The 16,201-nt window shown below is 66.1% G+C and carries 15 protein-coding genes and 1 tRNA gene; 5 read left to right on the plus strand and 11 right to left on the minus strand.

Translation table 11 applies throughout. From position 1 onward, the window contains the following. Window positions 1–14 precede the first annotated feature (14 nt). The 6 genes from JCQ34_RS00120 to JCQ34_RS00145 are packed head-to-tail and all read right to left on the minus strand — an operon-like array spanning window position 15 to window position 7,596. Complete coding sequence (locus tag JCQ34_RS00120) at window positions 15–1,760, minus strand: protein kinase domain-containing protein (RefSeq protein ID WP_286400649.1); 1,746 nt, start codon at window positions 1,758–1,760, stop codon at window positions 15–17. Beyond that, entirely contained in the window at window positions 1,757–3,217 is a 1,461-nt protein-coding gene (locus JCQ34_RS00125; protein WP_286400651.1) for a peptidoglycan D,D-transpeptidase FtsI family protein, read from the minus strand. The genes JCQ34_RS00120 and JCQ34_RS00125 overlap by 4 nt, the downstream gene beginning before the upstream one ends. Further along, window positions 3,214–4,611, minus strand: coding sequence for an FtsW/RodA/SpoVE family cell cycle protein (locus JCQ34_RS00130; RefSeq protein ID WP_286400652.1), 1,398 nt, complete (start codon window positions 4,609–4,611; stop codon window positions 3,214–3,216). The genes JCQ34_RS00125 and JCQ34_RS00130 overlap by 4 nt, the downstream gene beginning before the upstream one ends. Then, complete coding sequence (locus tag JCQ34_RS00135; protein ID WP_376978307.1) at window positions 4,608–6,374, minus strand: protein phosphatase 2C domain-containing protein; 1,767 nt, start codon at window positions 6,372–6,374, stop codon at window positions 4,608–4,610. The genes JCQ34_RS00130 and JCQ34_RS00135 overlap by 4 nt, the downstream gene beginning before the upstream one ends. A 2-nt stretch (window positions 6,375–6,376) precedes the next feature. Next, window positions 6,377–6,859: an FHA domain-containing protein FhaB/FipA gene (locus tag JCQ34_RS00140; protein ID WP_286400654.1), complete on the minus strand. Its 483-nt coding sequence runs from the start codon at window positions 6,857–6,859 to the stop codon at window positions 6,377–6,379. Next, window positions 6,856–7,596: an FhaA domain-containing protein gene (locus JCQ34_RS00145; RefSeq protein ID WP_286400655.1), complete on the minus strand. Its 741-nt coding sequence runs from the start codon at window positions 7,594–7,596 to the stop codon at window positions 6,856–6,858. Before JCQ34_RS00145 ends, JCQ34_RS00140 begins: the two co-directional genes overlap by 4 nt. 395 nt (window positions 7,597–7,991) lie before the next feature. On the opposite strand from JCQ34_RS00145, the gene JCQ34_RS00150 reads away from it, so the two are divergent. After that, window positions 7,992–8,074: transfer RNA gene (locus JCQ34_RS00150), tRNA-Leu, on the plus strand. 176 nt (window positions 8,075–8,250) lie between these two features. On the opposite strand, the gene JCQ34_RS00155 is transcribed toward JCQ34_RS00150, so the two are convergent. Then, window positions 8,251–8,955 (minus strand): FadR/GntR family transcriptional regulator, encoded by a 705-nt coding sequence (locus tag JCQ34_RS00155; protein ID WP_286400657.1) that lies wholly within the window; start codon window positions 8,953–8,955, stop codon window positions 8,251–8,253. A gap of 23 nt (window positions 8,956–8,978) precedes the next feature. After that, window positions 8,979–10,106 carry an L-talarate/galactarate dehydratase gene (locus tag JCQ34_RS00160; RefSeq protein WP_286400659.1) on the minus strand — a complete coding sequence of 376 codons (1,128 nt, stop codon included), beginning with the start codon at window positions 10,104–10,106 and terminating at the stop codon, window positions 8,979–8,981. A gap of 149 nt (window positions 10,107–10,255) precedes the next feature. Between JCQ34_RS00160 and rlmN the strand changes: the two genes are divergently transcribed. After that, a complete protein-coding gene (gene rlmN / locus JCQ34_RS00165) occupies window positions 10,256–11,491 on the plus strand; it encodes a 23S rRNA (adenine(2503)-C(2))-methyltransferase RlmN (protein ID WP_286400660.1) in 1,236 nt (411 codons plus the stop codon). 4 nt (window positions 11,492–11,495) lie between these two features. On the opposite strand, the gene JCQ34_RS00170 is transcribed toward rlmN, so the two are convergent. Beyond that, a complete protein-coding gene (locus JCQ34_RS00170) occupies window positions 11,496–12,230 on the minus strand; it encodes a TetR/AcrR family transcriptional regulator (RefSeq protein ID WP_286400662.1) in 735 nt (244 codons plus the stop codon). A gap of 81 nt (window positions 12,231–12,311) precedes the next feature. Here JCQ34_RS00170 and JCQ34_RS00175 point away from each other — a divergent pair, with 81 nt between their 5' ends. Together JCQ34_RS00175 and JCQ34_RS00180 are read left to right on the plus strand one after the other, a co-directional pair. Then, entirely contained in the window at window positions 12,312–13,757 is a 1,446-nt protein-coding gene (locus tag JCQ34_RS00175; RefSeq protein WP_286400664.1) for a flavin monoamine oxidase family protein, read from the plus strand. Between the two features lie 66 nt (window positions 13,758–13,823). Further along, a complete protein-coding gene (locus tag JCQ34_RS00180) occupies window positions 13,824–14,306 on the plus strand; it encodes a pyridoxamine 5'-phosphate oxidase family protein (protein WP_286400666.1) in 483 nt (160 codons plus the stop codon). A gap of 26 nt (window positions 14,307–14,332) precedes the next feature. Here the strand turns inward: JCQ34_RS00180 and JCQ34_RS00185 are convergent, their stop codons facing one another. Together JCQ34_RS00185 and JCQ34_RS00190 are read right to left on the minus strand one after the other, a co-directional pair. Further along, a complete protein-coding gene (locus JCQ34_RS00185; protein ID WP_286400667.1) occupies window positions 14,333–14,941 on the minus strand; it encodes a DUF6919 domain-containing protein in 609 nt (202 codons plus the stop codon). A gap of 54 nt (window positions 14,942–14,995) precedes the next feature. After that, a complete protein-coding gene (locus tag JCQ34_RS00190) occupies window positions 14,996–15,625 on the minus strand; it encodes a hypothetical protein (protein WP_286400669.1) in 630 nt (209 codons plus the stop codon). 161 nt (window positions 15,626–15,786) lie between these two features. Between JCQ34_RS00190 and JCQ34_RS00195 the strand changes: the two genes are divergently transcribed. Continuing rightward, on the plus strand, window positions 15,787–16,167 hold the full coding sequence (locus JCQ34_RS00195) for a VOC family protein (RefSeq protein ID WP_286400671.1): 381 nt from the start codon (window positions 15,787–15,789) through the stop codon (window positions 16,165–16,167). Window positions 16,168–16,201: the final 34 nt, after the last annotated feature.

Raw genomic sequence — 16,201 nt, forward strand, 5'->3', positions numbered from 1 at the left:
GGTGTTCCTGACGTTTAGGGCGTGCAGGTAGGGGGTGTGCCGGGCGTCTGGCCCGCCGCGCAGGTTGCAAGCGGTGAGAGGGGCGTGGGACCGGCCTGGGAGGACGTTGTGGGCGTAGGGGTCGGGGCCGCACTGGTGGGTGCGGGCGCCGGAGCCGTTGCGTAGAGGACGGTGATGGGTGATCCCTTGGGGATGACACCCGTGGGGTTCAGTTCCAGGACGGTACCGGGGGCTGCCGAGCTGCTTTCCTGCGGCAGGACCGTCACCTGCAGCCCCAGTCCGGCGAGGGCTGCCTGCACTTGCCGGTAGGGCTTGCCAAGGTAAGCCTCAGGAATAACGTTGACCGTCGCCTGGGTGGGCTCCGGGGTGGGTGTTGGGGTGGGCGTGCTGCGCGTCTGCGTGGGCGTCGCCGACTGCGTGGTCCGCGTGGGCGTAGGGGACGACGGCGGTGCGCTGCTGCTGGCGGTCGCGCTGGAGCTGGGGTTGCTGGACGGCGAGAAGAGTCCCATCTGGCTAAGGAGGAAACCCACCAGCGCAAACAGGAGCAGAAGGATCAAGGCGACCAGAGGCCAAGTCCAGGGGCTGCGTCCCTTGCGCCGGGGCTCATCAGTGGGTTCGTCGTCGTACGTTTCCCCGCCGTATGTATCCTCGTCCTGCTGGTCCCAGTTGCGCTGGGCAGCCAGCGCATTGGCGCGGGCAAGCGGCCCCTGGGGCGCGTCGCCCTCAGCGGCGGATGCGCCGTGGGCGCCTGCCGCCATTGCAGCGGCGGCGCCCGCCGCGCCGGCGCCCAGCACCGGGAGGGCGGAGGTGGCGGTGGGGGAATCCCGCTGGCTGCCAATGACGCCGGTGGGGGCGGTGGCGGTGTCCACCGGTGCCGTGATGGGGCCGGTGTCTGCGTCGAAGAGAAGCATGCCGGGCACGGCGGCGCGCGCCGCGCTGATATCGCCGTTGCGGATTGCCTCCGCTGCCTCGGCCAGCTTAATGGCATTGGCAGGCCGGTCCTTGGGATCCTTGGCCAGCATGGACATCAGGAGCGCCCGGACCGGAGCAGGCAGGCTGTCCGAAAGCGGCGGCGGAGCGTCGTTGACCTGGGCCAGCGCAATGGCGATCTGCGATTCGCCGGAGAAGGGACGATGGCCGCTGAGGCACTCGTACCCGATGACTCCGAGGGAGTAGATGTCCGAGGATCCGGTGGCGGTCTGTCCGGTTGCCTGTTCAGGGGCCAGGTACTGTGCCGTTCCCATGACCTGCCCGGTCTGGGTGAGCGGCACCTGGTCGGCAAGGCGGGCGATGCCGAAGTCGGTGACCTTGACCCGTCCGTCGGGCGTGATCAGGAGGTTTCCGGGCTTGACGTCCCGGTGGACCAGGCCCTGGGCGTGTGCCACGGCCAAAGCGCGGGCGGTCTGCGCAATGATCGAGAGCGTACGGTCCGGCGACAGCACCTGCTCGTGCTCGATGATGCTGCTCAACGGCTGGCCCGGGACCAGTTCCATGACCAGGTAAGCGGAGCCTTCTTCTTCGCCGTAATCGAAGACGTTGGCGATTCCCACGTGGTTAAGGAGCGCGGTGTGGCGGGCCTCGGCACGGAACCGCTGCAGGAATCCGGGATCTCCCGTGTATTCCTCCTTGAGCACCTTGATGGCGACGATGCGGCCAAGGACCAGGTCCTTGGCTTTCCAGACTTCGCCCATGCCGCCAATCGCGATCCGCGTGGTCAGCTGGAATCTGCCGCCGAGGGTGATTCCCGTTGTAGGCCTCACTTATTCAACACCGCCTCAAAAATCTTCTTCGCGTTAGGACTGGTCAGCTTTGCTCCCGCGTAGATGTCTACGCCTTCCATGACGATCGTGACGCTGACCTTGGGGTTGTCAGCAGGGGCGAACCCGGTGAACCACGAATTGTTGGTTCCATTTCCGAGTTCGGCGGTGCCGGTCTTGCCCGCGACCTGTACGCCGGGGACGGCGGCACCCTTGGCTATACCGTCAGTAACCACGCTGGTCATCCACTCGGTGATCTGTTTGGAGATTTCCGGGGTGGTGGACGTCCTGAGCTGGGCCGGCTGGGGCTCGTCAATGACGCGCAGGTCCGGCGACCGCAGGGTCTTGACCAGGCTGGGCGCCATCTGGACGCCGCCGTTTGCGATGGCGTTGGTCATCATGTTGACCTGCAGCGGCGTGACCCGGACATCCTTCTGGCCGATGGCGGACTGGGCCAGTCCGGGCTTGTCCAGGTTGTCAGGGAATCCGTTACCTGTTGCATGGCCCAGCTTCAGCAGATCCCCCACGTCCTCGCCGAACCCGAACTTCTTGGCCTGGGCGGCGATGGCGTCGCGGCCCAGGTCCAGGGCGATGCTGGCGAACGGCGTGTTGCAGGACTGCTGCAGTGCGAAGGCGAAGCTGGCGGTGTCCCTGGTGTAGCAGTTGCCGCCGGCGTAGTTGGGCAGTTTGTATTGGATGCCGTCGAAGGGCATTTCCGCGGGGTTGGGCAGGACGCTGTCCTTGTTGTACTTCCCTGAGGCCAGGGCGGCCGCCGTATCCACGAGCTTGAATACCGACCCCGGGGCGAGCAGCTCACCGGTGGGGCCGCTGACGTTCTGGTTCAGGTTGACGCCAGGGACCTTGACCAGCTCATTGATATTGGCGCTTTCAGCCTTTGGATCCTGGGTGGCCACCAGGTTCGGGTTGTAGGACGGTTTGGAAGCCATGGCCAGGATGGCGCCGGTCTTGGGGTTGGTGACCACGATCGAGCCGCGCTGGCCATCCGGGATCAGGTTGTAGGCCAGCTGCTGGATCTGGGGGTCGATGGTGAGTTCCACGGAGGCACCCTTGGGCTGGTTGCCCAGGAAGAGCTGGCCCACCCGGTCCAGGAAAAGCTGGTCCGAGTTACCCGCCAGCTCGGCGCCCATGGACTGCTCCAGTCCTGTGGCTCCGTAGTTCTGGGAGAAGTATCCCGTCAGGCCGGCATACAGCTCCGGCTGCGGGTAGGTGCGCTGGAATTTGCACGTCTCCGAGTTGCTCTCCACCGATTCCGCCACCGGGGTACCGCCCACAATGATGGAACCGCGGTCATTGCAGTACGTCTGCAGGATGGCGCGCTTGTTCCAGGGGTTGTCCTTCAGGGCGTCCGCACCAATCACCTGGACATAGCTGATGGCCCCGAAGATGAGGGCGAACATGGCGATGGCCGCTACCCATGAGTGCCGTATTGCCTGGTTCATGCGTGCTTCACCGCCTCGGTTGGAGTGTCAATGCCTACGGATTCCGCCCCCGCTGACGGCGGCAGCGGTGTGGTGTCCACTGGGCCGCGCGCGGTATGCGAGATCATCAGGAGCAGTCCCACAATGATCCAGTTGGCCAGCAGGGATGAACCGCCGGCGGCCAGGAACGGTGTGGTGAGGCCGGTCAGCGGGATGAGCCTGGTGACGCCGCCGATCACCACGAAGCACTGGAGCGCCACGGCGAAGGACAGGCCGCACGCCAGCAGCTTCCCAAAGGCATCGCGCGTGCCCAGGGCGGCGCGGAACCCGCGGGTGAACAGGAGCAAATACATCAGGACCACGGCGAAGAGGCCAATCAGGCCAAGTTCCTCGCCCAGGGAAGCAATGATCATGTCGCTGTTGGCGAAGGGAACCAGGTCCGGACGGCCCTGCCCCAGGCCCGTTCCGACCAGCCCGCCGTTGGCCATGCCGAACAGCCCCTCAACGATCTGGAAGCTGCCGCCGTACTGGCGGCCGTAGACCTCGTCGGTGAAGGCATTCAGCCAGCCGTCGATGCGCAGGCCCACGTGCGAGAAGACTTGCGAAGCGATAAAGCCGCCGCCCAGGAGGAGGGCCAGGCCGATGACAACCCAGCTGATCCGGCTGGTGGCCACGTAGATCATGACGATGAACAGGCCGAAGAACAGTACGGAGGACCCGAGGTCGCTTTGGAAGACCAGCACTCCGATGCTGACCAGCCAGGCGGCCACCATGGGTCCGAGGTCCTTGAAGCGCGGGAACTGCAGCGGACCGATTTTCCGGCCCGCCAGCAGGATCAGGTCCCGGTTGGAGGACAAATAGCCTGCGAAGAATATGGCGAGTGTGATCTTGGCGATTTCACCGGGCTGGAAGGTCATGGGACCCAAACGGATCCACACGCGGGCACCGAGGATTTCACCCGCGCTGATGCCCGGAATCAGGGGAAGAACCAGGAGGACGGCACTGGCTGCCAGTGAGATGAACGTGAACCTGCGCAGTACGCGGTGGTCTTTCAGGAACCAGATGACGGCGATGGCCACCGCCATGGCAATCAGAGTCCAGCGGAGCTGGTTGTTGCCGGTATCGGAACCCGGCGGATCCAGGCGGTGGATCATGGCCAGTCCAAGCCCGTTGAGGGCAACCACCAGGGGAAGTATTACCGGATCGGCATATTTGGCGCGGAAGCGCAGAACCCCGTGGAATACCAGTGCCGCAACGGCCAGCAGGCTGGACTGGAACCAGAAGTCCGAGTCGAAAGCCTTCTCCTGGTCCACGCCCACCAGCATGTTGGCCCCGATGCCCACGGCAAGGGCCAGCAGCAGCAACGCGAGTTCAACGTTGCGGCGAGGCTTGGGCATGCTGCTTACCTGGCTCATTTCGCCGCCTCGCAGGTGATGGTGGGAGTTGGTGTTGGGGAAGCGGCCGACGGCCCGGAGGCAGGGGCGGATGCGCCCGGTGCGGGCGGCGGAGCTGCCGCGCCGGCGGGTGGTGCGCTGGAAGGCGGAGCGGGGCTGCCGGATGGAACGGGGGCAGTGGCAGAGCCCGAAGGCTTGGGGCACTCCTCCTCCGGCGAGGTGGTTCCCGTGAGCTCCAGGTTCTTGACGATCCGCTGCGCGTCGTAGAGGTCGTTGGCCGGAACCGTCTGGCGGACCCGCTGCTGCGAGAACGGGGGAAGGGAATCCATCCGGATATCGGTCACGGCTTCCAGGGAGGACAACTGGATGGGCCCCAGCCTCTGGGAAACGCCGTTGTAGATCGCCACCCGGGAATCGAACTCACCCACGTAGTAGCGGGTCTGGGTCCAGGCGTAGCCGAGCCAGAGCCCGACGGCCACCACAAGCAGCACCGCGGCTGCAACGGACCAGGCCACCCACCGGCGGGGACGCAGCGGGACCAGGGTGTCCTCGGGGTCGGCGGCGGGTTCTGCCTTGTGGGTAAGGAGCGTGGCAGCCCGCCGGGCCACGGTCCGGCCGGCAATGGTGGGGATGGATCCGGACTCCGCCGCAGCCGCTGCCGCGCCCACCAGTTCGTGCGGGCGTGAGGCAAGTTCTTCGCGCAGTACTTCGGCAGACAGGTGTTCACCGAGGTGCGGGTCCGTGCTGCCGGGCTCCGGGGAGTCGGTGTCCCCACTTTCGGCATCCCCGTCTTCGGCGCTGCCGTCCTTGGCACCGCCGTCGGCCGGTTCCTTCCCGGGTGCAACACCTTGCTTGGCGTCTTCGCGGTCCGGGCCGGTTTTGGCACCGGGTTGCGTGCCGTCGGCGGGACCGGCGGATGCAGCCATGTCGGCGGGTATGCCGGCCGCCGCGGCAGCGGGCTTGCTGCCCTCTACCGGCGGGACGATGTCGACGGCGGCGGTGCTGACGTCGTCGGGCGTTTCCTCCACGATGTCCACCATGACCACGGTGACGTTGTCCGGGGAGCCGGCTTCAAGGGTCAGCTCAACCAGGGTTTCGGCGCACTCGTGCAGGTTGTGGGTTTCCCGGACGGTCCGCTCCACGGCGTGCCCGGCCACGTAGTTCAGCCCGTCTGAGCAGAGCAGCCAACGGTCCCCGGGTTTGGCGTCGAGGGTGTCCAGATCCAGTTCGGGACTGGCATCGACATCGCCCAGGACGCGCATGAGGACGTTCTTGTGCGGGTGCGTTTCCGCTTCCTCCGGGCGGAGCCGGCCTTCGTCGATGAGCCGCTGGACAAACGTATGGTCCACACTGACCTGCTTGAATTCACCGTCGCGCAACCGGTACGCGCGGGAATCACCGATGTGCGCGAAGTGCAGTTTGTTATCAGCCAGCAGGAGCGCGGTGACAGTGGTGCCCATGCCCGCGAGCTTGGGGTTCATGTGCACCAGTTCAGAGAGCAGCGAATTGGCGGTCTGGATCTCGTCGGCAAGGACGGTGCCCGCATCATCACCCTGGTCCGGGCTGTCCAGGTGGATCATGTCCAGGACGGTCGCTGCGGAAGCGACGTCACCGCCGGCGTGCCCGCCCATGCCGTCAGCGACGACGGCGAGATGGCGGCCGGCATAGGCGGAATCGTCGTTCTTGGCGCGGATCCGGCCAACGTCGGACCGCGCCGCGAAGCGCATGATAAGGGGCCGCTGAGCCGGACTGGAGCCGGTTGCGGGATTTTCAGGCACGGCCACGGTTACGGCCTCAATTCAATGACCGTCTTGCCGATTCTCACGGGTACACCTGGCTCGACCGGCAGGGCGCGGGTAAGTTGCTGATCTCCCAGGTAGGTGCCGTTGGTGGAACCCAGGTCCTCGATGAACCAGCGGCTGCCCTGTGGGAAGAGCCGGGCATGCCGGCCCGAGGCGTAGTCGTCCTCTAGAACCAGGGTGGCTTCCTGGGCTCGCCCCAGCAGTATGGGGCTGGCGGCCAGCGGCAGGGTCCGGCCCTTGAGCGGGCCTTCGATGACCACCAGCTGCCGCGCCTGCTGCTTCACCGGCTGGGGCGGCGCCTCTGCCAGTTCCGGGTTCCGCCGGACCTGCCGGGCGGTGGGCGCACCGGCTGCAGCCTTGCGTCCCACCATGAGGTCGCGCCGCATGGCGGAAACGATGCTGAAGATGAGTACCCAGAGGAGCAGCAGGAAGCCGAACCGCAGCGCGGTGATGGTGAGGTCGCTCATGCGCGGCCACCCGGGTTGGCAGAAAGCAGGCGGAAAATGATCTTTGTCCGTCCCATCGTGATGGTGGAGCCGTCTGTGAGTTCAGTGCTTCCCGAGACCTTTTGGCCGTTGACATAGCTGCCATTGGTGGATCCCAGGTCCACGGCACTGGTCACGCCGTTGGCCGTGCGGATTTCAAGGTGGCGCCGGGACACTCCCGTGTCTTCAATGTGGATGTCCGCCTCGGACGACCGCCCCAGAACGATCGACGGGGCATTCAGTGAATAGCGTTGGCCGTCGATGTCCAGGACCGGCTGAAGCCTGACCGGCTGCCGGTTCGGGGCCGCCGGAACGCTGGGCCTTGGCTGGGCGGCGCCCGCGCCTTGGGACTTTTCAGTGCTGGAAGCAATTTCGAAAGCACCGGCACGGAGCTCGGTGTCCCGGCGGAAGGAGATCCGCACGGGGCCCTGGAGGATGTAGCCCTGGCTGCGGACGTGGTTGATGACCACATCGCAGAGTTCTTCGGCCAGCGGCGTGCCCCATTCCTGTGCCCGGGCGAAGTCGTCGTCGCTGAGCTGCACATCGAAGACGTTGGGGACCAGCGTGCGTCCGGCCGCCACGGTAAGGGCTTTGTGGTCCACTTCGCGGCGGAGCCTGCTGGCAATCTCCACGGGTTCCACCTGCGCCTTGGAACCGGTGGAGAAGACGCCGCGGACGGCCTTTTCGATGCCACGTTCAACTTTGTCCAGCAGACCCATGGTTCTTCTCCTTTCCCCCCGGCTCCGGGGCACTAGTTGCTGCTGGCCAGCACCTGCAGGGCAGTCAGCCGCAGCGCGGTTCACCCGCCGGCAGTGCCCACTCCTACATCCGATACTACTTGCCACCCCTGTGAATGACCTTAATCCGCAACGGCCGGGCGCCGGCGAAAGTTCGGTTTCCGAGGCCTTGCCGGCCGCCGCGGCACTGTCTTTCCACGGCTTCCAGTACCCGCCCCTGGCTGGTTTCCTGCCTGTTTTTCCACCGGCCGGCGCGGACTGGACAAGGGCGGATGGGGGCCAATTGGTAATTTGCGGCAACTGTCCGTTATGCTTGATCTCGCTGCTTTTACGAGGCGCGAAACGGGAAACCGGTTCGGTCACGTGGAAGAAGTTGCGCGCGAGTGGCGGAACGGCAGACGCGCTGGCTTCAGGTGCCAGTGTCCGAAAGGGCGTGGGGGTTCAAATCCCCCCTCGCGCACGCAGGTTAAAGAGCCCCGGTCTTTTGACCGGGGCTCTTTTGCATTCCCATCATGCAACCGACGTTCCAGGGGTTGCACCACCGTCCGGACTTCGCACCCCCGCGTTCGCTGGTGCTTCGTCCGGTGGCCGGTGCCTGAGCACCTGGACGCTCGGATTACGACGGCGGGACGGCGCCTAGGCGGACGGGCGCGCCGAAGCCTTGAACCGGCGTCGTGAGTTGGCCAGGTGGGTGCGCATGGCGGCTGCCGCTGCGGCGTCGTCACCATCGGCAATGGCATCCCGGATGGACCGGTGCTCCAGCACCACCTGGTCGAAGTGGTCCCGGGCGTAGTGCTCAGCGCCGGTCATCAGGCGGGTGCGCGGCATGGCGATCATGGTCTGCCCCAGGGCCGCCAGGCAATCGGAGTAATAGGGGTTGCCCGAGGCGGCGGCAACCGCACGGTGGAATTCAAAGTCAGCCTTCATGGCGTGCGCCGGGTGCCCGGAACTCTCCGTAAAGGTGTCCAGTGCGGTGCCCAGAGCCCGTAACTGCCGGTCGGTGCGGTTCCGGGCTGCCAGTGCCGCGGCTTCGGTCTCAACTCCCATGCGGAAGGCCAGCAGGTGCAGCCTGTCCTCCATAGTGGCCACGGGCCGGATCCCCACACCCTCCGAGGGCCTGTCCGCCGGGGGAGTGAGCGCGAAACTGCCGCGCCCGCGCTCGGTTTCCACCAGCCCCTCGGCCTGCAGCCGGGTAAGGGCGGCGCGGACCACGGTCCGGCTGACACCGAAATCGCTGATCAGCGTGTTTTCGCTGGGCAGCTTTTCACCCGGCTGGATCACGCCGTCGACGATGCGGTTGCGGAGGTCAGCGGCAAGGTCCGCGGTGAGGTTCCGGGTCATGGCTAAAGATTACGGCTTCGGGGTTACGCGCCGAACTCCACGCTTTCGGTGGTCCAGGCGCGGGCCTGGTCGCTCAGGGTTATGCCGAGGCCGGGGCGGTCCGGGACGATCATGCGGCCGTCCTTGGTTTCCAGGCGCTCGTTGAACAGCGGGTCCAGCCAGTCGAAGTGCTCCACCCAGGGTTCGCGGGGGTAGGCGGCGGCGAGGTGGAGGTGGATTTCCATGGCGAAGTGCGGGGCAAGGTCCAGTCCCCGCTCGTCGGCCAGGGCGGCCAGGCGAAGGAACTGGGTGATACCGCCGACGCGCGGGGCGTCGGGCTGGATGATGTCGCAGCCGTTGGCGGCAATGAGGCCTTTATGTTCAGCCACGGAGGCGAGCATCTCGCCGGTGGCGATGGGGGTGTCCAGTACCTGTGCCAGGTGGGCATGGCCCTCGAAGTCGTAGGCATCAAGGGGCTCTTCGATCCACACCAGGTCGAATTCCTCGAGGCGGCGGCCCAAGCGCAGGGCCGCGGCGCGGTCCCACTGCTGGTTGGCGTCCACCATGAGCGGAACGTCCGGGCCGATGTGGTCGCGGATTCCGGCGACGCGGCGCAGGTCCTCCTTGCTGTCCGGCAGGCCCACCTTGATCTTGATGCCGCCGATGCCCTCCTCGAGGGACTGGGTGGCGCGCGCCTTCACTTCGTCAAGGCTGGCGTTCAGGAAGCCGCCGGAGGTGTTGTACGTCCGCACCGAGTCGCGGTAGGAGCCCAGGAACTTCGCCAGCGGCAGCCCGGCACGCTTGGCTTTCAAGTCGTATAAAGCGATGTCGACGGCGGCGAGAGCCTGGGTGGCGACGCCGGACCGCCCCACGGAGGCCCCTGCCCACAGGAGTTTGGTGTAAATTCGGGCGATGTCGTTGGGGTCCTCGCCGATGAGGCCTTCGGCGGCTTCCTTGGCATGGGCGTATTGGGCAGGGCCGCCGGCACGCTTTGAATAGCTGAATCCCACGCCGGAGTGCCCCAGTTCGGTGGTGATCTCGGCGAACAGGAACACCACCTCGGTCATGGGCTTCTGCCGGCCGGTGAAGACTTTCGCGTCGCTGATGGGAAGGGCGAGGGGAAGACGGGCAGTGGATAGCTTGACGTGCCGGATCAGATCGACGGAACTCATTGATTCTCCTGGAAGACAGGTGGGCCCCTTCGCCCACACCCCTAGGATATAAGTTTGCAACTTGTATTACAAGAAAGTCTTTGCAGATCCAATTTCAGCGCCTTTGGGCGATTCCCCCCGGATTTTGCCCTCGTGGGATGATAGAGGGGATGACTTCCCCCAATCCTTCCCCTGAAACTCCTGTCCGCGCCTCCAAGGCAGCCGCCGGCACTGCCCGGCCGCAGGTCCGCCCCACCGCCGAGGGCTGGGAGCAGGCACGTACGGTCGAAGGCCGGCCCCTGCTCCAATTTGCGTCCCCGCGCGTGAAGCAGCCGCCAGTGCACCTGGCGGACATGAGCCTGGCCGAGCGCGGCGAGAAGCTGAAGGAACTTGGCCTGCCGGCATTCCGCGCAAAGCAACTCTCCACGCACTACTTCCAGCACTGGACGGTGGACCCGGAGCGGATGAGCGACCTGCCCAAGGCAGGCCGCGAGGAGCTTGCCTCCCAGATGTTCCCGCCGCTGCTCACGGAGGTCCGCCGGCAACGCACTGACAAGGGGGACACCATCAAGTTCCTCTGGCGTCTGTTCGACGGTGCCCTGGTGGAGTCCGTCCTGATGCGCTACCCCGGCCGCATCACCCTCTGCGTCTCCTCACAGGCCGGCTGCGGCATGAACTGCCCCTTCTGTGCCACGGGCCAGGCCGGACTGACGCGCAACATGTCCACCGCAGAAATCGTTGACCAGGTGGTCGCCGCCAACCGGGCCATCGCTGCCGGCGAGCTGGGCCCGAAGGAGCACGACGACGAGCGGGTCACCAACATCGTCTTCATGGGCATGGGGGAGCCCCTGGCCAACTACAAGCGCGTCATGGCCGCCCTGCACCGCTTTGTGGATCCGGCGCCCGAGGGTTTGGGAATGTCCGCCCGGAACATCACCGTATCCACCGTGGGCCTGGTTCCGGCGATCCGGAAGCTGGCGGACGAGGACCTTCCCGTCACGTTCGCACTGTCATTGCATGCCCCCGATGACGAGCTCCGCGACGAACTGATCCCGGTCAACAACCGCTGGAAGGTGGACGAGGCGCTCGACGCCGCTTACGACTACTACCGTAAGACGGGCCGCCGGGTCAGCATCGAGTACGCACTGATCAAGGACATGAACGACCACCCCTGGCGTGCCGACCTGCTGGGCAAGAAGCTGAACCAGCGCGGACGCGGCTGGGTGCACGTTAACCCGATCCCGCTCAACCCAACTCCGGGCTCCATTTGGACCGCCTCGGACAAGGCGGTGGAACAGGAATTCATCGAGCGGCTCCGCGCCACCGGCGTGCCCTGCACCCTTCGGGACACCCGCGGCAAGGAAATCGACGGCGCCTGCGGCCAGCTCGCCGCCGCCGAGGACTAGGGCGCTAGCCCTTCCGCATGGTTCCCAGTCCGGCAATCAGGGCGTCCAGCCCTAGCTGGAAGGCCGTATCCGCCGGGCGGCCGCGTTCCGGGCCGCCCTGGCCGCCGGAAGCATTCGCAGGTGCATCCGGTCCTGCAGAAGAACTGCGCACGGCTGCGGTGAAATACGGGGTGGATCCAGCCATGCTGCCGGAGTCGAAGATGTCCTCCGGCGCGGTGACGTCGTACGCGGATCCGAAGATAAAGGACTCAAGCGCCACGATTGCCGGCACAATGCGCTCCTGTGGAAAACCGGCGTCGGAAAACCCTTTACTCACGGTCTCGTACATTGCCAGGGTCTGCGGGGCGTCGGTGACCGGCAGGACGGCGATGACGGGGATAAGCGGAGTGTGCTCGGCAAAGACGTCCCGATAGCTCCAGGCCCAGGCGCGGACGGCGTCCTCCCAGCTGCCGCCGCCAAAACCGGAAACGTCGACGAGCGACATCAGGTGGTCCTCCACCAGGAGCAGGACATCCTGCTTTGACGCCACGTGGTTGTAGAGGGCGGACGGTGCCACGTCGAGTTCCTTGGCCAGGGCTGCCATGGTCAACCCGTCGTACCCCTTGCGGCTCACCAGCCCCAGCGCAGCTGCCGTGATTCCGGACTTGTCCAGCACTGCCGCGGACGGTCGACCGGCCCGCCTCCGCTGCACACCGCCGTTGTTGGTGGTGCGTCCCTGTGCGGCTGATACTGCCGGCATTCCTGCCCTTTCGTCGGTGTCCCCTGCATTATTCCATCCGGTACTTCCGCTCAAAGCAGGCAGCAGCTATAGTTCTAATAAATGAATGGCATTCATTTAGTGGTCCCCGTCACCAAGGGCCGCAGAGAGGACATCATGCTGAACCTGAACCGCGACGTCGTGGTCGTTGGAGCCGGGCCGTCCGGACTCACCGCCGCCCGTGAACTGAAGAAAGCCGGCCTCACCGTAGCCGTGCTCGAGGCCCGCGACCGCGTTGGTGGCCGGACCTGGACCGACGCCGTGGACGGCGCCATGCTCGAAATCGGCGGCCAATGGGTCTCGCCGGACCAGACTGCCCTCCTGGAACTGCTGGCAGAACTGAACCTCGAGACCTACCCGCGCTACCGCGAAGGGGAGTCCATCTACATCGGCGCAGACGGCGCCCCTGTGCGTTACACGGGCGACACCTTCCCGGTGGACCCGGACACCGCCGTCGAAATGGACCGTCTGGTGGCCCTCCTTGACGGACTGGCCGCCGAGATCGGCCCCACCGAACCGTGGGCCCATCCCAAGGCACGCGAGCTGGATACCGTTTCCTTCCACCACTGGCTCCGGCAGAACTCTGCCAACGAGGAAGCCTGCAAGAACATCGGACTCTTCATCGCCGGCGGCATGCTCACCAAGCCGGCGCACGCCTTCTCCGCGCTGCAGGCGGTCCTGATGGCGGCCTCGGCCGGCTCCTTCACCCACCTGACGGATGAGGACTTCATCCTGGACCGCCGCGTGGTGGGCGGGATGCAGCAGGTGTCGTTGCTGCAGGCGCAGGAGCTGGGTGACGACGTCGTCCTTGGTTCTCCGGTGCGTACCGTCAACTGGGAGCCGGACGCGGACGGCGGGCACCGCGTGACCGTTGTCTCGGACCGCGCCACCGTGAACGCCCGCTTCGTCATCATGGCGGTGCCGCCCAACCTCTACTCCCGCGTCTCCTTCAACCCGCCGCTGCCGCGCCGCCAGCACCAGATGCACCAGCACCAGTCGCTGGGCCTGGTCATCAAGGTCCACGCCGTGTACAGCACCCCCTTCTGGCGGGACAAGGGCCTCTCCGGCACCTGCTTCGGTGCCGATGCGCTGGTCCAGGAGGTCTACGACAACACCAACCATGGCGATCCGCGCGGCACCCTGGTGGGCTTCGTCTCGGATGAGAAGGCCGACGCCATGTTCGAGCTGTCCCCCGAAGAGCGCCGCAAGGCCATCCTGGAATCCATCGCAGGCTACCTTGGCGACGAGGCCCTCACCCCCGAGGTCTACTACGAGTCCGACTGGGGCTCGGAGGAATGGACCCGCGGCGCCTACGCCTCCAGCTATGACCTGGGCGGCCTGCACCGCTACGGCAAGGACCAGCACGCACCTGTCGGCCCGATCTACTGGTCCTCCTCCGACCTTGCGGCCGAGGGATACCAGCACGTGGACGGCGCCATCCGAATGGGCCGCATCACTGCTGCGCGGATCGCAGAGGTGGCGAAGGTCCCGGTGGCCGCCAGCTGGTAAATAAGCATGCTTACTAATAGGCTGGCGGCGGGGAGCTACCCCGACTTCAGACGAACGAGGTGAGGCATGACTGACGCCCAGAGCATCAGCAAGGTTACGGAGATCATCAACGATTCCAGGATCGGAATGGTCACCACCATCAACGAAGAAGGCGCCCTCGTCAGCCGGCCGCTGGCCGTCCAGGAGGTAAAGGACGACGGCGACATGTGGTTCTTCACCGGCCTCGGCACGTCCCAGGTTGCGCATGTCCGGGCTGACTCGCGGGTCAACGTTGCCTTTGGCAAGAACACTGAGTGGGTCTCAGTGGCCGGAACCGGCGAAGTGGTCACGGACCGGGCCAAAATCCACGAACTGTGGAACCAGGCGGTCGAAGCCTGGTTCCCGGACGGTCCGGACACCCCCGAGGTGTGCCTCCTGCGCGTCGACTCGGATTCCGCCGAATACTGGACCAGCCCCGGCGGCACGGCCGCCACTGTGCTCCAGTGGGTGAAGGCCAAGGTCACCAACAGCCGGATGAGTGTTGGCGAAAGCGGCACCGTGGAGCTGTAGTACCGGATTTTGAAGGGGCGGGGCGGCTAGGGCTGCCCCGCTCCTTTCAATGCCTGCAGGACCGCCGGCAGCAGGACGCCGTTGCGTCCCCACACCGGATCCAGGATCTCCACATACCAGGAGTCCGCGAGCAGCAGGGCCAGGGCATCGTTGGTCTCGTCAGCCCAATCCCTGATCTGCGCCTCGTCTACAGGATTCTCGCTGGAACCGAGCACCGTGGTGACCTCCGTGCCCGCAAGGGTTACGGGAATGGCGGCGCTGCTTGCTTCGCCAGGCGCGTGGGCCACGGTGACCAGTTCGGTGCGCGTGGAAAGGGCCAGCAGTTCGCCAGCGGTGCCGGCGCTGCAAAAACCCGTGACGTACTCCCGTTGCGCAGCGCCGTCAGCGAGGATGCCCGGCTGGGACTCCTTGGTGAACAGCCCGTTCCGGTTCAGCTCCGCCAACACTGCGGCCAGTGCGACGGTTTCAGGGTCGAAACCGGGGGCGAAATGCCCCGGCTGGTACGAACTCCCACCCTCCAGCCATCGGGCGGTCAATTCCCCGGCGGCCTCCAGGGTGGTGGCCTGCCGCCAGACTCCACGGTCCTCCAGCAGCCGGCCGTACTCGTCATGGGCAGGCAGTTCCTCAGGCTTCATCTTTGGATGCTATCGCCGGGCCTCGGGGCCGATCCAACAGCGGCGACACAGCAGTTAACCTCGGCCGGGCTGCTCTGCGGGCAGGGCTGCAGGAATGCCCGCGGCCCGCTCCGCCGCTGCCAGGGACGCGGCCAGGCTTCCCACGGCATCGGGATAACCCTTGTGCGCGGCCGTCCGCAGCTGGTCCGCAGCCCGCATGGACTTGATCAGCGCGGAGGTTTCCGGCAGCCGCACATCGGTCAACGCCGGATAGTCGATGCTGCACGCCGGATCCAGCTCGTAGCGCCGCCACCGCAGCATGATCTCCTCATGCTGCAGCCGGGCTTCCTGGTGGGCTGCAACCCGCTCCCGTTCCTCCCTGCGTGCTGCACGCCGCGCCAAGAACTTCGGAGTGCCGCGGTAGGCCGCAACACCCGATGCGGCGGCCGCCCCTGCCAGTACCAAACCCGCCCACGGCGATACCAGCGCCGGAATGATCAGCGCAGGAAGGGCCACACAGGAACCCAGGAAAAGATCCCAGAACAGCTGGTCAGTTCCCTGGGCTGCGCCCTCCCTGGGAGCCAGGGCCCGGCGCCGGACGACAAAAACGGTGGCGGCCACGCCGGTAACCAGCACCGGACCACACAGCAGTACCGCCCACGCACCATGAAACAGTCCCTGCATCAACGATTCCGCGACTGACATCCTGCACCTCCGGCGCCCGGCATTCCCCATAAGATCGGCCCCGGCCGGAAAGCCCGGGCTGGTCCTTCCATTGCACCGTGTACGGCGCGCAGCGTCAATGGCAGGTGAAAAGGGAAAACAGGCACTGCAAAGGGGCAGGGCCTGACAGGTACCGTGGGTCCATGCGACTCAAAATGTGCAGCATCCATGTCCAGGACCCCGCGGCCGCCCACGCCTTCTACACCGGGACGCTGGGCTTCGACACGCTCATGGCCATGCCGGAGTACAACCTCTACATCATCAAGGACCCGGGGGCGGACGACAGTTCCGTGGGGCTGCTCCTGGAGCCCAGCGACAACCCCATCGGCGCCAACTACATGAACGCCGTGCGCGAGGCAGGACTGCCGGCCATCGTGTTCGGGGTCCCGGACGTGCAGGCGGAGTACGACCGGCTCATGGCTGCCGGCGTCAGCTTCAAGACCCCGCCCACCACCGATCCGTTCGGGACCAGCGCCGTGTTCGACGACGGCTGCGGCAACTACGTCCAGATCCACCAGGACTGACGGGCCGGGATGCAACAGAAGCCTGTCCGCGCAT

It is taken from the genome of Pseudarthrobacter defluvii, from assembly GCF_030323865.1.
Taxonomy (GTDB): domain Bacteria; phylum Actinomycetota; class Actinomycetes; order Actinomycetales; family Micrococcaceae; genus Arthrobacter; species Arthrobacter sedimenti.

Coding starts and splice junctions, on each gene's coding strand:
- rlmN (WP_286400660.1), top strand. CDS start 10,256: ATGACTTCCCCCAATCCTTCCCCTGAAACTCCTGTCCGCGCCTCCAAG.
- JCQ34_RS00185 (WP_286400667.1), bottom strand. CDS start 14,941: ATGAAGCCTGAGGAACTGCCTGCCCATGACGAGTACGGCCGGCTGCTG.
- JCQ34_RS00190 (WP_286400669.1), bottom strand. CDS start 15,625: ATGTCAGTCGCGGAATCGTTGATGCAGGGACTGTTTCATGGTGCGTGG.
- JCQ34_RS00195 (WP_286400671.1), top strand. CDS start 15,787: ATGCGACTCAAAATGTGCAGCATCCATGTCCAGGACCCCGCGGCCGCC.
- JCQ34_RS00140 (WP_286400654.1), bottom strand. CDS start 6,859: ATGAGCGACCTCACCATCACCGCGCTGCGGTTCGGCTTCCTGCTGCTC.
- JCQ34_RS00125 (WP_286400651.1), bottom strand. CDS start 3,217: ATGAACCAGGCAATACGGCACTCATGGGTAGCGGCCATCGCCATGTTC.
- JCQ34_RS00175 (WP_286400664.1), top strand. CDS start 12,312: ATGAATGGCATTCATTTAGTGGTCCCCGTCACCAAGGGCCGCAGAGAG.
- JCQ34_RS00155 (WP_286400657.1), bottom strand. CDS start 8,955: ATGACCCGGAACCTCACCGCGGACCTTGCCGCTGACCTCCGCAACCGC.
- JCQ34_RS00145 (WP_286400655.1), bottom strand. CDS start 7,596: ATGGGTCTGCTGGACAAAGTTGAACGTGGCATCGAAAAGGCCGTCCGC.
- JCQ34_RS00180 (WP_286400666.1), top strand. CDS start 13,824: ATGACTGACGCCCAGAGCATCAGCAAGGTTACGGAGATCATCAACGAT.
- JCQ34_RS00160 (WP_286400659.1), bottom strand. CDS start 10,106: ATGAGTTCCGTCGATCTGATCCGGCACGTCAAGCTATCCACTGCCCGT.
- JCQ34_RS00170 (WP_286400662.1), bottom strand. CDS start 12,230: ATGCCGGCAGTATCAGCCGCACAGGGACGCACCACCAACAACGGCGGT.
- JCQ34_RS00130 (WP_286400652.1), bottom strand. CDS start 4,611: ATGAGCCAGGTAAGCAGCATGCCCAAGCCTCGCCGCAACGTTGAACTC.